At 48.4% G+C, this 16,923-nt stretch carries 17 protein-coding genes; all 17 read left to right on the plus strand.

Annotated features, from left to right (window positions below; genetic code table 11):
- Positions 1-4 precede the first annotated feature (4 nt).
- The 17 genes from D0B88_RS03890 (at position 5) to D0B88_RS03970 (ending at position 16,899) form a co-directional block, all read left to right on the plus strand.
- Entirely contained in the window at positions 5-916 is a 912-nt protein-coding gene (locus tag D0B88_RS03890; protein WP_007639077.1) for a ParB/RepB/Spo0J family partition protein, read from the plus strand.
- Positions 917-1,211: 295 nt separating this feature from the next.
- Positions 1,212-1,610: an ATP synthase subunit I gene (locus D0B88_RS03895; protein ID WP_157152437.1), complete on the plus strand. Its 399-nt coding sequence runs from the start codon at positions 1,212-1,214 to the stop codon at positions 1,608-1,610.
- Positions 1,611-1,649: 39 nt separating this feature from the next.
- A complete protein-coding gene (gene atpB / locus D0B88_RS03900; RefSeq protein ID WP_007639074.1) occupies positions 1,650-2,558 on the plus strand; it encodes a F0F1 ATP synthase subunit A in 909 nt (302 codons plus the stop codon).
- Between the two features lie 68 nt (positions 2,559-2,626).
- Positions 2,627-2,863 (plus strand): F0F1 ATP synthase subunit C, encoded by a 237-nt coding sequence (atpE, locus tag D0B88_RS03905; protein WP_007639073.1) that lies wholly within the window; start codon positions 2,627-2,629, stop codon positions 2,861-2,863.
- Positions 2,864-2,911: 48 nt separating this feature from the next.
- Positions 2,912-3,382, plus strand: coding sequence for a F0F1 ATP synthase subunit B (locus D0B88_RS03910; RefSeq protein ID WP_040391052.1), 471 nt, complete (start codon positions 2,912-2,914; stop codon positions 3,380-3,382).
- Positions 3,383-3,393: 11 nt separating this feature from the next.
- Positions 3,394-3,930, plus strand: coding sequence for a F0F1 ATP synthase subunit delta (locus tag D0B88_RS03915; protein WP_007639068.1), 537 nt, complete (start codon positions 3,394-3,396; stop codon positions 3,928-3,930).
- Positions 3,931-3,953: 23 nt separating this feature from the next.
- Entirely contained in the window at positions 3,954-5,498 is a 1,545-nt protein-coding gene (gene atpA, locus D0B88_RS03920) for a F0F1 ATP synthase subunit alpha (protein ID WP_151055255.1), read from the plus strand.
- Between the two features lie 74 nt (positions 5,499-5,572).
- Positions 5,573-6,436 (plus strand): F0F1 ATP synthase subunit gamma, encoded by an 864-nt coding sequence (gene atpG / locus D0B88_RS03925; protein WP_007639062.1) that lies wholly within the window; start codon positions 5,573-5,575, stop codon positions 6,434-6,436.
- Positions 6,437-6,540: 104 nt separating this feature from the next.
- Positions 6,541-7,920, plus strand: coding sequence for a F0F1 ATP synthase subunit beta (atpD, locus tag D0B88_RS03930; protein WP_007639060.1), 1,380 nt, complete (start codon positions 6,541-6,543; stop codon positions 7,918-7,920).
- A 78-nt stretch (positions 7,921-7,998) separates the two neighbouring features.
- Positions 7,999-8,424 (plus strand): F0F1 ATP synthase subunit epsilon, encoded by a 426-nt coding sequence (locus D0B88_RS03935; RefSeq protein WP_007639058.1) that lies wholly within the window; start codon positions 7,999-8,001, stop codon positions 8,422-8,424.
- A gap of 103 nt (positions 8,425-8,527) precedes the next feature.
- Positions 8,528-9,886, plus strand: coding sequence for a bifunctional UDP-N-acetylglucosamine diphosphorylase/glucosamine-1-phosphate N-acetyltransferase GlmU (gene glmU, locus D0B88_RS03940; RefSeq protein WP_151055257.1), 1,359 nt, complete (start codon positions 8,528-8,530; stop codon positions 9,884-9,886).
- Positions 9,887-9,964: 78 nt separating this feature from the next.
- The gene (locus D0B88_RS03945) at positions 9,965-11,380 is read left to right on the plus strand and encodes an ATP-binding protein (protein ID WP_191966512.1); all 1,416 of its coding nucleotides are present in this window, start codon (positions 9,965-9,967) and stop codon (positions 11,378-11,380) included.
- Positions 11,381-11,410: 30 nt separating this feature from the next.
- A complete protein-coding gene (locus D0B88_RS03950; RefSeq protein WP_151055263.1) occupies positions 11,411-12,094 on the plus strand; it encodes a response regulator in 684 nt (227 codons plus the stop codon).
- 126 nt (positions 12,095-12,220) lie between these two features.
- Positions 12,221-12,706 (plus strand): hypothetical protein, encoded by a 486-nt coding sequence (locus D0B88_RS03955; RefSeq protein WP_151055265.1) that lies wholly within the window; start codon positions 12,221-12,223, stop codon positions 12,704-12,706.
- An 88-nt stretch (positions 12,707-12,794) separates the two neighbouring features.
- On the plus strand, positions 12,795-13,817 hold the full coding sequence (locus D0B88_RS03960; RefSeq protein ID WP_151055268.1) for a DUF4405 domain-containing protein: 1,023 nt from the start codon (positions 12,795-12,797) through the stop codon (positions 13,815-13,817).
- 188 nt (positions 13,818-14,005) lie between these two features.
- Positions 14,006-16,054 (plus strand): glycoside hydrolase family 9 protein, encoded by a 2,049-nt coding sequence (locus D0B88_RS03965; protein ID WP_151055271.1) that lies wholly within the window; start codon positions 14,006-14,008, stop codon positions 16,052-16,054.
- Positions 16,055-16,224: 170 nt separating this feature from the next.
- Positions 16,225-16,899 carry a hypothetical protein gene (locus D0B88_RS03970; protein ID WP_151055274.1) on the plus strand — a complete coding sequence of 225 codons (675 nt, stop codon included), beginning with the start codon at positions 16,225-16,227 and terminating at the stop codon, positions 16,897-16,899.
- The last annotated feature ends 24 nt before the right edge of the window (positions 16,900-16,923 follow it).

The raw sequence follows: 16,923 nt of genomic DNA on the forward strand, positions 1-16,923 counted from the left end.
GCAGATGTCGACTAAACGCAAAGGATTAGGAAAAGGTTTGGATGCACTTTTGAGTGCAGGTTTGGGTGTTACCTCACCCGCGCCGGAAATGCCACTTGATCCTGCCGATGTGGATAGCAAACTCGATTACCGCGACGGCAAACTTGCCCATTTACCGGTTGAATTAATTCAGCGCGGTAAATATCAACCGCGCCGCGATATGCACACCGAAGCTCTGGAAGAGTTGGCGGAATCAATTAAAGCCCAGGGTGTGATGCAGCCGATTGTGGTGCGTCCGATTGGTGAAGGTCGCTACGAAATTATCGCCGGTGAGCGTCGCTGGCGTGCGACCCAGATCGCCGGTTTGGATAAAATCCCTGCGGTAATTCGCGATGTGCCCGATGAAGCCGCGATTGCGATGGCGTTGATCGAAAACATCCAGCGCGAAAATCTCAATCCGATCGAAGAAGCGGTTGCGCTGAAACGTTTGCAAGATGAGTTTGAATTGACCCACGCGGAAGTTGCGCAAGCGGTGGGTAAATCGCGCACCACCATCACCAACTTGTTACGTCTGATTGCGTTGAGTGAAGAGGTCAAAACCCTGCTTGAACATGGCGACCTGGAAATGGGCCATGCGCGTGCACTGCTGACACTTGATGATGAAACCCAACGAGCTATTGCACGCCAAATTGTGGCTAAAGGTTTATCGGTACGGCAGACGGAAGCGTTGGTACGTTTGCATCAGGAGGGGAAAAACCCTGACAAAGTAAAACCGGAAGTAGTGGTATCGGCCGATATTCGCCGATTGCAAGATCAGCTTTCAGACACTTTGGGTGCGGGAGTAGAGATCCAACATGGTGCCAAAGGCAAAGGTAAGCTGGTGATTAGCTATAACTCGCTTGACGAATTGGATGGAATTCTCGGGCATATTAAATAAATTCAGTTTTTTACGCGTCGTGTCGGCACCTGTCGCCAAGGTGCCCTTTCCCAATATCTAGTTATGAACTCCAATCTGAAACACTACTTGCAGTTATCGATAAATCGATCAGTAAATTTACAACAAATTTACTAGTCAGTTTTTACCTTTGGTGCTAGCACGAAGGTTGCTGCTGGGGTGCTTAATCACTATAATGCGCCACGTTTGGGCGCACGAAGCATCGATTTGTTACTAATGGTAATAAACGATTCTTTGTGACAGAATGCCGCCGCCAAAAACGGAGGGCTATAAAACCATGTCGCGTTATCTCAAAGGGCGTGACGCTGCTCTTCGAACAATAGCAATCCAGCTGGTGGTTAGTGTGATGATCGGCTTGGCTGGTCTGGCGATCAATAATCCAATCGCGATCGCTTTGTTCACTGGTGGAATTATTTGTGTGATAGCCAATTTATGGCTGGCACTAGTGGCGTTTCGTCCCCCATTGGGCGCGCCAACCCAAAAAATCCTGGCGGCTTTTTACGTCGGTGAGTTGGGAAAGTTTGTTATCACAGCCTTATTATTTTTGCTCGCGTTCAAGCAGATTGCGTTGCTAAAACACGCTCCTTACGCCGCAACTATGATCCTGGCTTATGTGTTGGTTCAGGCAATTGCCTGGCTATATCCACTAGTTCGCAGCGCCGCTGGCCGCAGTTAGTGTGAACCGATTTCAACTTTGGTCATTTGGAACTTAACGATGTCATCCGCCGAACACGCAGAAGCAATCACGTCCTCAGAATATATCAAGCACCACCTTACCAATCTGACCTATGGCAAATTGCCTGACGGTACCTGGGGTTTTGCCCACAGTGGTGATGAAGCAGCACAAATGGGTTTCTGGGCAGTCAATGTCGATACCATGGGCTGGTCTCTGGTACTTGGCATTGTATTTTTCCTGTTGTTTCGCAGTGTGGCGAAAAAAGCGACCAGCGATGTACCAAGTGGTTTCCAAAACGGTATAGAAGCGGTTGTTGAGTTTGTTGATAACAGCGTAAAAGGGATGTTTCCTTATAAAAGCGCTGTTGTTGGTCCCTTGGCGTTAACTATTCTGGTGTGGGTATTCTTTATGAATGCCATGGACTTGATCGCGATCGACTTACTGCCAAAAACTGCAGAGTTGTTTGGTGTTCATGTATTAGGCGCAGATCCTCACTCGGTATTCTTCAAGGTTGTACCATCAACTGATCCCAACATTACTTTGGGTATGGCCGCTACCGTCTTCCTCCTGATTCTTTTCTTCAGTATTCGTGAAAAAGGCATTTTAGGTTTTGCTAAAGAGCTGACTTTACACCCTTTCAGCAGCAGTAACTTTATTGTGCAAACCCTGCTGATTCCGGTAAATCTGGTGCTCGAATTATCTAACCTGATTGCTAAGCCAATATCGCTCGGTCTGCGTTTGTTTGGCAACCTTTACGCCGGTGAAGTAATTTTTATCCTGATTGCAATTATGATCGGCGTAAATCTGGTTCTGGGTGTATTTGGTATGTCACTGCAGATTGTCTGGGCATTGTTCCACATCCTGATCATCGCCTTGCAAGCCTTTATCTTTATGGTACTAACCATTGTATATATGAGCATGGCGTTCCAAACGGATGAGCAGCACTAGTTTTTAATTGTTTTTTGGGTTTTGTTTTTCGTTTTTAATTTTTATCAACTTAAGTAGGAGAAAACACTGTGACTGAAGCAACAGCTTTGATTTATTTGGCAGGTGCACTGGTAATCGGTTTGGGCGCAATCGGCGCTGCAATCGGTGTAGCACTCTTGGGTGGCAAATTTTTGGAAGGCGCTGCACGTCAACCAGAATTACTGCCAATGTTGCGTACCCAGTTCTTCGTAGTGATGGGTCTGGTGGATGCGGTTCCAATGATTGGTGTTGGTATCGGCATGTACATTTTGTTTGCTGTTGTTTAAGTACTGCTCGCCAACAACATTTAATCCCTTTAACAAAGGCATTCAACTGTGAACCTTAATGCAACTTTCATCGGTCAGATAGTGGCGTTTGCCATTTTCATTTACCTGACACAACGCTTTGTGTGGCCACCCATTGTTGCGGCAATGGCAGAGCGCACCAAGCGTATCGCTGATGGGCTCCAGGCTGCAGATAAAGCCGAAAAAGATCTCGAACTGGCCAAAAAGAAAGTGGTTGAGCAACTGACTTCTGCCAAGAAAGAAGCTGCTGCCATTATTGATCAAGCTAACAAGCGCGCTATCGAAGTTGTTGAAGAAGCAAAAGAGAAAGCGCGTGTAGAAGCTGAGCGTATCAAGGCCTCTGCCCAAGCGGAAATTGAACAGGCAACAGCACGCGCGAAAGAAGAATTGCGCAGCAAAGTAGTTGTTCTTGCTCTGGCGGGTGCGGAAAAAATTCTTGAATCTTCTATCGATCAAAATGCTCACAACGAGTTGGTTAATAAACTCGCTGCAGAGCTCTAAGAGAGGTAGACATGGCTGAACTAACCACCTTGGCTAGGCCTTACGCCAAAGCAGCATTTGAATACGCCATCGCTGCGAATAAATTGCAGTCATGGTTTGAAGCTCTGGAAGTTTCAGCCGCCGTTGCAGAACAGGATCAGGTTAAAAAAGCCTTGGCTGTTTCTGGTCTTTCTGCGGCGCAAAAAGCTTCCGTTTTTGTACAAGTGTGTGGTGATCACCTGGATCAGAATCAACAGAATTTCATCCACACCCTTGCGAGCAATAAACGTTTGGCACTCTTGCCGTTTGTGAAAGAGCTGTTTGCCAAAATGAAAGCCCAGCAAGAAAAAACCATCGATGTTGAGGTAACCGCAGCGTTTGAGTTGCCGGTTGACTTGATAAACAAATTGGCTCAAGCACTGAGTGCCAAATTGGATCGTAAAGTCAGTGTTCAGGGTTCGGTAGATAAGAGCCTGCTGGGTGGTGTTGTTATCCACACCGGCGACATGGTGATTGACGGTTCAGTCCGTGGGCGCTTGGCTAAACTCGCCGAAGCAATGAAATCCTAATCTTTGGGGTTGAGGAACAGAGCATGCAGCAACTGAATCCTTCTGAAATCAGTGAAATCATCAAGCAGCGTATTGCTGGTCTTGAGTTTTCAACAGAAGCTCAAAACGAAGGTACTGTCGTTTCCGTAACTGACGGTATTATTCGCATTCATGGTCTCGCCGATGTTATGTACGGTGAGATGATCGAATTTGAAGGCGGAATCTACGGGATGGCACTGAACCTGGAGCGTGACTCTGTTGGTGCAGTAATTCTCGGCGATTACCGCGGTGTGGCCGAAGGCCAAAAATGTAAGTGTACCAGTCGTATTCTGGAAGTGCCTGTTGGTCCGGAACTGCTGGGTCGCGTAGTAGACGCGCTGGGCAATCCCATCGACGGTAAAGGCCCGCTGAACACCAAAATGACTGATGCGGTTGAAAAAATTGCACCGGGCGTAATTTGGCGTAAGTCAGTTGACCAACCAGTACAAATCGGTTTGAAAGCGATCGATGCCATGGTGCCTATCGGCCGCGGCCAGCGCGAGCTGATCATCGGTGACCGTCAAATCGGTAAAACCGCCATTGCGGTTGATGCGATCATCAACCAAAAAGGTTCTGGTATTAAGTGTATTTATGTGGCGATTGGCCAAAAAGCCTCTTCGGTAGCCAGCGTAGTGCGCAAGCTGGAAGAGAACGGCGCTATGGATCACACCATTGTGATTGCAGCGACTGCTTCTGACCCAGCGTCCATGCAATTCCTGGCCGCATTTGCCGGCTGTACCATGGGTGAATACTTCCGTGATCGCGGTCAAGACGCACTGATCATTTATGATGACTTGACCAAGCAAGCTTGGGCTTACCGTCAAATCTCCCTGTTGTTACGTCGTCCACCTGGCCGTGAAGCCTATCCTGGCGACGTGTTCTATCTGCACTCCCGTCTGCTCGAGCGCGCCTCTCGCGTAAGCGAAGCTTATGTTGAGAAATTCACCAAGGGTGAAGTGACAGGCAAAACTGGTTCCTTGACTGCATTGCCGATCATCGAAACTCAAGCGGGTGACGTGTCTGCATTCGTTCCAACCAACGTGATTTCTATTACCGATGGACAGATTTTCCTTGAATCGTCCATGTTCAACTCGGGCATTCGCCCAGCGATGAACGCCGGTATTTCGGTATCGCGCGTGGGTGGTGCGGCACAAACTAAAGTGGTTAAAAAGCTGTCCGGCGGTATCCGTACCGCGTTGGCACAATACCGCGAATTGGCTGCCTTCTCGCAATTTGCTTCTGATTTGGACGAAGCGACCAAATCACAATTGGAACACGGTCAACGTGTAACTGAATTGATGAAGCAAAAGCAATTTGCGCCGATGAGTGTTGGTCAAATGGCTTTGGTACTTTACGCGGCTAACGAAGGTCATCTCAAAGATATCGACGTGAGCAAGGTGCTTGATTTTGAAGCGGCACTCTTGTCGTTTGCCAGCTCGGAATACGCTGACACTATGGCGCAGATTGATGCCACCGGTGATTGGAATGGCGAGCTCGAAGGCAAATTCAAAGAGTTGATCACCAAGCTGAAAGCAAGCCGCACCTGGTAATTTGGCGGCCATAAAACCGACGATTATCGGTTTTATGGCTCAGCGTCTTAGGCCGTTAACCTGAGTTCGAGAGTATGGCAAGCACTAAAGAAATTCGGACGCAAATTTCGAGCGTCAAAAGCACGCAGAAAATTACCAGCGCGATGGAAATGGTCGCTGCCAGTAAAATGCGTCGTGCGCAAGAGCGTATGCAGTTGGGCAAGCCTTACGCCAACCGTATTCGCGAAGTAGTCGGGCATTTGGCTAACGCTAATCCCGAATACAAACACCTGTTTATGAAAGAGCGCGAAGTCAAACGCGTGGGTTACATTCTGGTGTCCAGTGATCGCGGTCTCTGTGGTGGCTTAAACACTAACCTGTTTAAAGCAGCCATCCGTGATATGAAAGGCTGGAACGATCAGAAAATCGCTATTGATCTGTGTCTTGTCGGCGCCAAAGCGGCACAATTTTTCAGAAGTTTCGGTGGCAATGTTGTTGCTTCCACCCGTGATATCGGCGAAGCCCCGACGGTTTCCGATCTGATCGGTAGTGTGAAGGTGATGCTCGATGCTTTTGAACAAGGCAAGATCGACAAGCTGTATATGGTGAGTAACGATTTTGTGAATACCATGACCCAGTCGCCTAAAGTTCGCCAATTGTTGCCTTTGGTTGCCGAAGAAAATACCAAGTTGAAACATCACTGGGATTATATCTACGAGCCAGATGCCGAGTTCCTGTTGAAGGGTTTGTTGACTCGTTTTATCGAATCACAAGTGTATCAAGCAGTGGTTGAGAACGCCGCCTGTGAACAAGCCGCGCGTATGATTGCAATGAAAAGCGCAACCGACAACGCCGGTGAATTGATTGATAGCTTGAAACTGATTTACAACAAAGCGCGTCAAGCAGCGATTACCCAGGAACTGTCTGAAATTGTGGGTGGTGCGGCAGCGGTTCAGTAAGCTGCCCCGTCCAGACAGGCTAACGATTTTTTGTATTTAAACCTTCAGCCCCTTGAGTTTTATTAAAAGGGATCTGGAATTTCTGGAACAAAGAGGAACCGGAAATGAGTAGCGGACGTATCGTTCAGATTATCGGCGCCGTTATCGATGTGGAATTCCCACGCGATGCAGTGCCTAAAGTTTATGATGCACTGGTTATCACCGATGGCAACCTGACCCTCGAAGTGCAACAGCAATTAGGCGACGGCGTCGTGCGCACTATTGCTCTTGGTTCCTCCGAAGGTTTGCGTCGCGGTTTGGTTGTTACCAATACCAACGAACCGATCAAAGTACCCGTAGGTAAAGAAACCCTCGGTCGTATTATGGATGTTCTGGGTAATCCTATCGACGAGTGCGGCCCTATCGGCGAACAAGAGCGTATGCAAATTCACCGCGCTGCGCCCAAGTACGAAGAACTGGCTGCTTCTGAAGAGTTGCTCGAAACTGGTATCAAAGTAATCGACTTGGTGTGCCCTTTCGCTAAAGGCGGTAAGGTTGGTCTGTTCGGTGGTGCCGGTGTAGGTAAAACCGTAAACATGATGGAACTCATCAACAACATCGCAAAAGAACACAGCGGTTTGTCGGTGTTTGCCGGTGTAGGTGAGCGTACCCGTGAAGGGAACGACTTCTACCACGAGATGAAAGACTCTAACGTAGTCGACAAAGTAGCCATGGTATACGGCCAGATGAACGAGCCGCCCGGCAACCGTTTGCGCGTAGCTTTGACTGGTTTGACCATGGCGGAAAAATTCCGCGATGAAGGTAAAGACGTTCTGTTGTTCGTCGACAATATCTACCGCTACACCCTGGCCGGTACCGAAGTATCTGCACTGCTCGGCCGTATGCCGTCAGCGGTAGGTTACCAGCCAACATTGGCGGAAGAGATGGGCGTTCTGCAAGAGCGTATTACCTCTACCAAAATTGGCTCGATCACCTCTGTACAAGCAGTATACGTACCTGCGGATGACTTGACCGACCCGTCGCCAGCAACCACCTTTGCGCACTTGGATTCAACGGTAGTACTGAGCCGTGATATTGCTGCAAAAGGTATTTACCCGGCGATCGACCCATTGGATTCCACTTCACGTCAGTTGGACCCAATGATCATTGGTCAGGATCACTACAACGTGGCGCGCGGTGTACAAACCGTATTGCAACGTTACAAAGAGCTGAAAGATATTATTGCGATTCTGGGTATGGATGAATTGTCAGAAGAAGACAAACAAACCGTATCCCGTGCACGTAAAATCGAGCGCTTCCTGTCACAACCTTTCCACGTAGCAGAAGTATTTACCGGTTCACCAGGCAAATACGTTCCGCTGAAAGAAACCATTCGTGGTTTCAAAGGTTTGTTGGCAGGTGATTACGACCACTTGCCAGAACAAGCTTTCTACATGGTTGGTTCTATTGACGAAGCTGTAGAAAAAGCAGGCAAACTCAAGTAATCCCTCACCCCGCGCCCGGCGCGGGGTTTGTGTGCTGTTCTGTTTAAGTGCAGTTTATTCAAGTGAAGAGACACTAGTATGGCCATGACTATTCAATGCGATATCGTCAGTGCTGAGCGTGAAATTTTCTCCGGTATTGTGGAGATGGTAATTGCCACCGGTACTCTGGGTGACATAGGTATCGCCTATGGCCACGCGCCCTTGTTGACCGGTATCAATCCTGGCCCAGTGCGTCTTATTAAACAAGGCGGCGCCGAAGAAGTGTTTTTTGTATCCGGCGGCTATTTGGAGGTTCAGCCCTATCATGTAACTGTGCTGGCAGACACTGCTTTGCGCGCCGATGATATGGATGAAGCTGCCGCTCTGGAAGCACAACAATTGGCACAACATCAGCTGTCGGAACAATCCAAAGAGATTGATTTCCAACGTGCTGCCGCCCAATTGGCAGAAGCTGCTGCTCAATTGCGCACCTTGCAAGCGATCAAAAGAAAAGCAGGCAAGTAAGCAGTTGATGAGTTTTACAAAAAGGCGACTTTCGAGTCGCCTTTTTTATTAGAATCTTGCCCTATTCAGACTCTATTGGTTATTCACACTAAAGGACTCCACCATGCTCGATATCCTCGTTCTCGCCGCTGGTAAAGGCACCCGCATGCGTTCCGACTTACCCAAAGTTTTGCACCCGATTGGCGGCAAAGCCTTGGTGCAACATGTGGTGGATACCGCGCGTCAGGTGGGCGGCGAGCAAATTCTGATTATCGTTGGCCACGGTGCGGAAAAAGTCGAAGAAAAAATGGCCGCGCCCGACGTGAAATTTGTATTGCAAGCACAGCAACTTGGCACTGGCCACGCGGTGCAACAAGCCCTGCCCCAACTTAGAAATGATGCAACCGTATTAATCCTCTATGGCGATGTACCGCTGACCCGCGCTGAAACCCTGCAAAAACTTATCGCTGGCGTGAATGAAACCCAAATGGGTTTGCTCACCGTAAATATGCAAGACCCAACCGGCTACGGTCGAATTGTGCGCGATAATTCCGGTGCAGTGATTGCGATTGTCGAGCATAAAGACGCGAGCGACGCGCAGAAAAAAATCGCCGAGATTAATACCGGCATCATGGCTGTAAAAGCTTCGCACTTACAAAAATGGTTGCCGCAATTAAAAAATAATAACGCACAAGGCGAGTTTTACCTGACCGATATTATCGCTATGGCCAAAGCCGATGGTGTTGCGATCCATGTTGAGCAACCCAACGCCGTTGAAGAAGTGGAGGGTATTAACAATCGTCAGCAACAAGCGGCGCTTGAACGCTTTTATCAACAACAAAAAGCGAATGAATTGATGGTGGCGGGTGTCACTTTACTCGATCCTTCGCGCATCGATATTCGCGGCAATATAATTGTTGGTCGCGATGTGGTTATCGATGTGAACTGCGTTTTTGAAGGCGATGTTGTCTTGGGTGATGGTGTAGTCATTGAGCCCAACTGCGTGATTATCAATAGCAAAATTGGTGCGGGAACCCACATCAAAGCGTTCAGCCATATTGAAGAAGCGGTGATGGCAGCCAACTGCGATATCGGCCCTTACGCGCGGTTGCGCCTGGGCACTGATCTAGCTGATGAAGTCAAAATTGGCAACTTTGTCGAGACTAAAAAAGCCGTGATCGCCAAGGGCAGCAAAGTGAATCACCTGAGTTATATCGGCGATGCCAAGGTCGGCAGCAAGGTGAATGTGGGCGCGGGAACTATCACCTGCAATTACGATGGTGTAAATAAATTCAAAACCGAAATTGGTGATAACGCCTTTATTGGTTCTAACTCGGCGCTGGTCGCGCCGGTAAAAATTGGCCCGGGTGCCACTGTTGGTGCAGGGTCGATTATCACCAAAGATGTTGAAGCTGCAGAGCTGGCAATTGCACGCAGCAAGCAGCGCAATATTCAGGGTTGGGAACGGCCAACAAAAAAATAAATCAAAAGACAAAAAATGAAACGAGGCCAAGTGCCTCGTTTTTTATGGAATCTATCTTGTGTTTTTATGGAGAGCCACATGTACATGAGAGTAAGTACCAAACTCTGGCTGGCATTTGTCGGCACCATAGCGCTATGTGTATTGGCGCTTTATCTGTTGTTGCATAACAGTTTGCGCCAAGGATTTTTGGATTACACCTCAAAGCAATCCGTGCAACGGTTAGAAATATTGCGCAGTGCACTTTCAAATGTTTATCGCGAAGAAGGTTCCTTTGATGCACTTGAGGCCAATCCATCGCGCTGGCTCAATTTAAAAGAAATTATTTTTGCAGAAAGCGATTCCCTGTTTGATGGCCTGCCGCCAGCGCAACGCGTTGGGGAAAATGCGCCACGCGCCTATTATCGCGAGTTCGTCAGCAGTATCAGTTTGCATGACGCGGATAAAAAACTATTGCTGGGTGTTAACAAACCCAACCAAACATTGGATTGGATTCCAGTGACCAATGCAAACCACCTGGTTGGTTTTATCGGCTTTGTAAAACCCACTGTTGTGAGTAGGCAGCAAGACCAAAATTTTATCCAGCACCAGTTTAAAATCTTCAGCATTATCAGTTTATTTGTGTTGGTGATTGCGACGATTGTTGCAACCCTACTGGCGCGACGAATCAGCCAGCCGTTGACTACCCTCGCTCAAAAAGCCCATGCATTGGCGTCTGGCGATTATTCTCAAACAATTCCGGTTACTAGCCAGGATGAAATCGGCCAACTCTGCAATAGTTTTAATCAGCTCAGTGAAGCGCTGGCGGCAAACCAACAATCGCGTGCACTTTGGGTTGCCGATATTTCCCATGAGATGCGCACACCGCTTTCTGTGCTCAAAGTGCAAATAGAAGCGATGCAGGATGGAATTCGACCCGCTAGTTATGAAAACCTTGCATTGCTCTATGAAAAAATTCTAGGGTTGAGCAATTTGATCGATGATTTATTTGAACTGTCATTGTCTGACGTGGGCGCGCTTAGCTACAACAAAAAAACTATTTCTTTCGCACCTTTGGTCAAAACCTGCCTTAAACATTTTCAAGTGAAAGCGCAAGCGGCGGATTTAACGTTAAAAGACAATATCGATGTAACTCAGGACTACTCAATAGTCGCTGATAGCGACCGACTGCAACAGTTATTCAGCAACTTGTTGGAAAACTCCATACGCTACACCGATGCGGGCGGTGAGATCCAAGTGGACATCAGCACCAGCGATACGAAAGTTTTCATCACTATTGATGACAGTGCGCCCGGCGTGGCACCTGAGCAATATGACAAAATTTTTGAGCGACTTTTCCGGTTGGAAAATTCACGCAGTCGCGCAACGGGCGGCGCGGGCTTGGGATTGGCGATTTGTAGAAATATCGTCAATGCACACCAAGGCAAAATAACAGCGGGCACCTCGGTTTTGGGTGGATTGCAAATTTGCATCGAGTTACCCAAAGCACAACAATAAATATCCATCGCGTTTATTAAGGACATAAAGATGCAACCATCACCACTGATTTGTTTGGTTGAAGATGAAATCGATTTGGCAAAGTTAATGGCGGAATACCTCAACGCCAGCAACTTCCAGACGATTGTATTTAATCGCGGCGATGAAGCGCATCGCTGGTTGCAGCAAAACGAACCGGCATTAATTTTGTTGGATTTGATGTTGCCCGGTATGGATGGTTTGGAAATTTGTAAGCATCAGCGCCAACACTCGGCGGTGCCCATTATTATGATGACCGCCAAAGTTGAAGAAATTGACCGGTTATTAGGGCTTGAATTGGGTGCGGACGATTATGTGTGCAAACCATTTAGTGCACGTGAAGTAGTAGCGCGTGTTAAAGCGGTATTGCGCCGCAGCTTTCACACGCCACAAGAATCTGCTGCAACAGCGCCAGTTGTTATTGATGAGCAGAGCATGAGCCTGCGAGTTTTCAATCAAGTTGTTGAATTGACAAACGTGGAATTTCAATTATTTTCCCTGCTCTATTCCCAACCCGGCAGAATCTTTTCCCGCCAATATATCCTCGACAATATCTATCAGGACTACCGCGTAGTGGGTGATCGCACGGTAGATGGACATATCAAAAAATTGCGCAAAAAACTCAACGACGTCAACGATCAGGTTGAGTTGATCCGCTCAGTCTACGGTGCCGGTTACAAATACGAAGCGCCCTAGCCGGGCAAACCAGCGCACCGCCTTACCCGCGCAAAAGACACAATTCATTCACAATTCACACATTTTGCTTCCTCATTTGAGGCCTACATTGGCACTTGTAGACCACAACCACAGAGGAACAAAGTTATGAAAAAGTTAATTATCACCGGTTTGATTGTTGGCAGTATCGCCTGTGCATCGTTTGTTGTTGCAAAAGATTGGAGCGGCGAGGCTAACTGGGGCAATGGCCATCAGCGTTTTGTTGCTGAGTTGAATCTTGATGCAGAACGTGCCGAAAAGATGTCGGCTATCCTCGAATCATACCGCGAAGTACCCAAGCTTTACTTCACCAACCAAGGCGACAAAATTCCGGAATTTCTTGCACAAAAAGAAGCGGAATTAGCCGCGCTCTTAACGCCGGAAGAATTGGCGCAATTCAAACAGTCATTTGCTGAATGGGCCAAAACCAAAAAATTCGGCTTTATGGCGTTTTCATACAGCCAACCACAATCACACCAGCAAGTTCCCACATCACCACTGCCTGAATCCTTGCAGCAGGAAATCCGCAAGACCTTTGATAACGAATTGCTGCAACTGCGCCAGCAATTGCAGCAACAAACATTAAACGCGTGATCCAATAAAGCGCTCAAGGAAAAACCGTCATAGCAATGACGACTATGACGGGATCCAGAGCCCCAACAATAATATTCGTGAGAAAAAAATGAATTTGCGTACTATTTCTACGATTACCCTATCGGTTGCCTTTGCCGTACTGCTGATTACCGGCGTGCTTTTGTACGCAACACCTTACAATTATTTTGTCGGCTCACTGCATATCTGGGGCGCGGTGCTATTTCTGGCTTGCATTGTGTTGCATATTAAACACAATGCAAAAACCTATAAAAACCATATGCAAAAGCGGCCGGGTAAATGGTCGATGGGTTTGGCGATTGCGGGCATAGTCCCGCTGGTGATGGGGCTGATTTTTAATTTGCCGCCGGTCTCATCGGTTGCGACCTTTGGTTACAACCTGAAAAAATCCGCTGAGCAGGATAAACGCGAATACACAATCATCGATTTAAGTGCGGATGCCAGTTCGCCAAAATTGCATGTGTTTTTTAAAGCCGGCCGTGAGTATCACTCTGCACCGCAAGAGTTGTTTTTAAGTTTGACTTACACCAGCACGCCGCAAATTGTGGTGTGGATGGAAACGCTGGAAGGCAAATATATCGATACGCTGTACATCACTGGCAAAACGTCCGATTCCAGTTATCGTTCAAAAGATCCAGCGATTGATGTGGTGCGCCGCCCGGAGGCCTTGCCCTACTGGAGCCATAAACGCGGCATTAAATCGGTTGACGGACTTTACACCCCTGACCAACACAATTCGGATTTGGACGGCATCGCCGCTGCAACACCGAAGGTGGATTATCAAGTCACTATGTCTGCACCGCGTATGGGGCGCTACAAATTGATGGTTGAGGTTAATCGCACCTATGATTTTAATGACTACTACAGCAAAACCCGTTTTCCTGATGATGCAATTTATTCTGGTACGGGTTCATCGGGTCAGCCTTCGCTGATTTATGAGTCGATTATTGATTCGCAAAAACCGGGGCAGCATTTATTTAACCTTGTCGGCCACGGCCATCATTCAGGAAGGGATGGTTCGCTCTATACCGAATTGGATAATGTCACCACTGCCAAACAGATTCTGGAATTTATCGTGGCGAATGTGGAATAAGAACAATCAAATAGTGTGTGGACGACGACAAAAAACGAGGCCAAGTGCCTCGTTTTTTATGAGTCAAAACGCTGTGGATTAGATCAATTAGAGAAACGTAAAGATTTACCAAGACGCCAACAAATTGATGAATGTAACCGGTTAAGAGATTAATATCGCACCAAATCAATAATAAACACGAGCGATATATGAAAACTCCCAAAGTATTACTTACCTTTTTATTAAGTGGATTAATGACTGCCTGTGGTGGTGGTGGCGGAGGCGGTGGATCAGCCCCGGCATCCACGCCTGCCTCCTCGGTCGCACCTGCCAGCAGTGTTGCACCCTCGTCTGTTGCGGTTTCTTCCCTCCCTGCCTCATCAACCCCAATCGCCAGTTCAGTTACATCGAGCGCCGCCAGTTCGGTTGCCAGCGGTGCACCGGCGATTAGCGCCTTTATCGTGGTCGATCAATTCGGTTATCTGCCCGATGCGAAAAAAATCGCGGTTATTCGCGACCCACAAACTGGCTACGATGCCGCCCTCAGCTTTACCCCTGGCGCAACTTATCAATTGCTGAATCTGGATACGAACGCGGTGGTATTGAGTGGTGCCGCCGTTTCGTGGAAATCCGGTGCTACTTTTGAGGCGGCAGGCGATAAAGCCTGGTGGTTTGATTTTTCCAGCGTAACCACACCCGGTAATTACGCAGTGGTTGATGTTGAAAGAAACGTACGCTCACCCGGTTTTAAAATCGCGGCCGATATATACCAGCCGGTGCTTAAACACGCCATGCGCAGCTTCTTTTACCAGCGCGCCGGTTTTGACAAACAAGAACCTTTTGCCGAAGCCGCTTGGGTAGATGGCGCCAGCCATATAGGTACCGGTCAGGATAAAAACGCACGCCTGTTTAGCGACAAAAATAACGCCGCGACTGAAAAAGACTTATCCGGCGGTTGGTACGACGCGGGCGATTACAACAAGTACACCAATTGGCACGCCTATTATCTGGTCGCTCTGCTCCATGCCTACGCGGAAAATCCCACAGTCTGGGGCGATGATTACAACATCCCTGAGTCCGGTAACGGCATCCCCGATATTATTGACGAGATTGTATGGGGCTTCGATTGGTTGAAGAAAATGCAGAATAACGATGGTTCTGTATTGTCGATTCTCGGTCTTGCGCATGCCAGTCCGCCCTCTGCCGCCACTGGCCCCAGTTACTACGGCCCGGCGAGTACTTCTGCCACCCTCACCAGCGCCGGTGCGTTTGCATTGGGCAGTAAGATTCTGGCAACTCTGGGCAACGCTGATTTGACTACTTACGCAGCTGACCTGAAAACCCGCGCCGAAAATGCCTGGACTTGGTCGGTTGCCAACCCGAATGTTGTTTTCCGCAATAACGAGGGTGCATCGGCGGGTTTGGGCGCGGGTCAACAAGAAGTTGATGATGCGGGCCGTGCGACCAAAAAACGCACGGCGGCAATCTACCTGTTTGCTGCGACGGGTTCATCGACCTACCGCGACCATGTAGATGCCAATGCGACGAATGCAACCAGTTGGGTGGATGTGTGGAGTGAACCCGAGTTAACCGCCTGGCTTTATTACGCCAGCTTGCCCGATGCAACCAGTAATATCGCCACCACCATAAAAAGCCAGTATCAAACGGCACTCAATGCCAACCATAACTGGCCAGCTGTACGTAATGCGGATGATCCCTATCGCGCCTTTATTGGCACCAGCAACTTTACTTGGGGCAGCAATCGCACTATCTCGCGCAAAGGGCTGACCTTTCATAACTTGATCGATTACAACATTAGTGGGACAGACGTTGCGGAGGTGCGCAACGCTGCGCTTGGTTATCTCAATTACATCCACGGTGTTAACCCGCAAGCGATGGTCTACCTGTCCAACATGTACAGCCTGGGTGTGCACAGTTCGGTTAACGAGTTTTACCACTCTTGGTTTACCGATGGCAGCGCACTCTGGGATCGTGTTGGAACCTCTACTTACGGCCCGGCGCCAGGGTTTTTAGTGGGTGGCCCCAACCCCTCTTACGACTGGGATGGCAACTGCACCTCAAATAGCCCGAATAGCGGTTGTGGTGCCGCCGCGCCCAATCCACCCAAAGGCCAACCGGCGATGAAAGCCTATCTGGACTTCAACACCAGTTGGCCACTCAACTCCTGGCAGATCACGGAAAACCACAACGATTATCAGGTCGCTTATATCCGCTTGTTGTCCAAGTTTGTGGATTAACACTGAGTCGAAAAGAGCCGGCTCGGGTGGCGAGCCGGTACATCTTGGCAAGGGGATCTTTGTCTGCTCAGACGCGATGCTTGAAATCGGATTTTTGTGAGGTTGAATCCAAAACGGTTGAAGTTACGTCTAGGTTGCGAACGCCTTAACTTCGGACATGGACAAATCCTATGCAAAACTTTCGTTTTAAGATCTTCATGACTAGTCTCGCTATCGCAAGTGCTTTTAGTCCCGCGATAGCCAGTGCCACGGAGGGCACCCGGCATATAACAATGCAGCAGGATGTCACTCATGCCAGACTAATTCGCTTAAACCTACCAGCGGGCGATGTGTTGGTCACAGGTATCTCGGGCAACGTGATAACAACGGAGGTTTCGGCAAGTTGCAAGGATGGGCCGAATGAAAAGCGCCTAGCGTGTTATGAATTACTTGCGAAATTGGAATGGAAGCAAAAAATTGGCAACACATCCACATTTACCCTCTTACCCACAGGCATCAATAACTACGACCATTCAACGCTAAAAATTAAGATTGGCGTTCCAATGGATAAAAAACTTGAGGCCAATCTCAGCGTCGGTTTACTCAGTATTATCGACACCAGCGGTTGTTTAACAGCCGATGTTAATGCTGGTGAAATCCATATTGCCGTAAGCGAATCACAATTGGCGTCGGCGAAAATTGGTGCCAATGTGGGCGATGTGGAGATGACCACCGCGGAGGGTGAAAGAATTGCAGGAAAACGCTCCTTACTGGTGGGCGCGAGCTTGAATTGGAAACACGGAACCGGCGATTGTCATACCGAAGCTGGCGTTGTAGCAGGTAAAGTGAGTTTGGTCCTTAAATAAACCTTGCCAATAAGTTTCGAAAGG

The sequence above is a fragment of the Cellvibrio sp. KY-YJ-3 genome (assembly GCF_008806955.1).
In the GTDB taxonomy this organism is placed as follows: domain Bacteria; phylum Pseudomonadota; class Gammaproteobacteria; order Pseudomonadales; family Cellvibrionaceae; genus Cellvibrio.

Bases quoted from the DNA above. Each gene is read 5' to 3' on its own strand.
- glmU (WP_151055257.1), top strand. From the start codon at position 8,528: ATGCTCGATATCCTCGTTCTCGCCGCTGGTAAAGGCACCCGCATGCGT.
- D0B88_RS03915 (WP_007639068.1), top strand. From the start codon at position 3,394: ATGGCTGAACTAACCACCTTGGCTAGGCCTTACGCCAAAGCAGCATTT.
- D0B88_RS03965 (WP_151055271.1), top strand. From the start codon at position 14,006: ATGAAAACTCCCAAAGTATTACTTACCTTTTTATTAAGTGGATTAATG.
- D0B88_RS03890 (WP_007639077.1), top strand. From the start codon at position 5: ATGTCGACTAAACGCAAAGGATTAGGAAAAGGTTTGGATGCACTTTTG.
- D0B88_RS03970 (WP_151055274.1), top strand. From the start codon at position 16,225: ATGCAAAACTTTCGTTTTAAGATCTTCATGACTAGTCTCGCTATCGCA.
- atpD (WP_007639060.1), top strand. From the start codon at position 6,541: ATGAGTAGCGGACGTATCGTTCAGATTATCGGCGCCGTTATCGATGTG.
- D0B88_RS03935 (WP_007639058.1), top strand. From the start codon at position 7,999: ATGGCCATGACTATTCAATGCGATATCGTCAGTGCTGAGCGTGAAATT.
- atpB (WP_007639074.1), top strand. From the start codon at position 1,650: ATGTCATCCGCCGAACACGCAGAAGCAATCACGTCCTCAGAATATATC.
- atpG (WP_007639062.1), top strand. From the start codon at position 5,573: ATGGCAAGCACTAAAGAAATTCGGACGCAAATTTCGAGCGTCAAAAGC.
- D0B88_RS03955 (WP_151055265.1), top strand. From the start codon at position 12,221: ATGAAAAAGTTAATTATCACCGGTTTGATTGTTGGCAGTATCGCCTGT.
- D0B88_RS03950 (WP_151055263.1), top strand. From the start codon at position 11,411: ATGCAACCATCACCACTGATTTGTTTGGTTGAAGATGAAATCGATTTG.
- D0B88_RS03895 (WP_157152437.1), top strand. From the start codon at position 1,212: ATGTCGCGTTATCTCAAAGGGCGTGACGCTGCTCTTCGAACAATAGCA.
- atpA (WP_151055255.1), top strand. From the start codon at position 3,954: ATGCAGCAACTGAATCCTTCTGAAATCAGTGAAATCATCAAGCAGCGT.
- D0B88_RS03945 (WP_191966512.1), top strand. From the start codon at position 9,965: ATGTACATGAGAGTAAGTACCAAACTCTGGCTGGCATTTGTCGGCACC.
- D0B88_RS03960 (WP_151055268.1), top strand. From the start codon at position 12,795: ATGAATTTGCGTACTATTTCTACGATTACCCTATCGGTTGCCTTTGCC.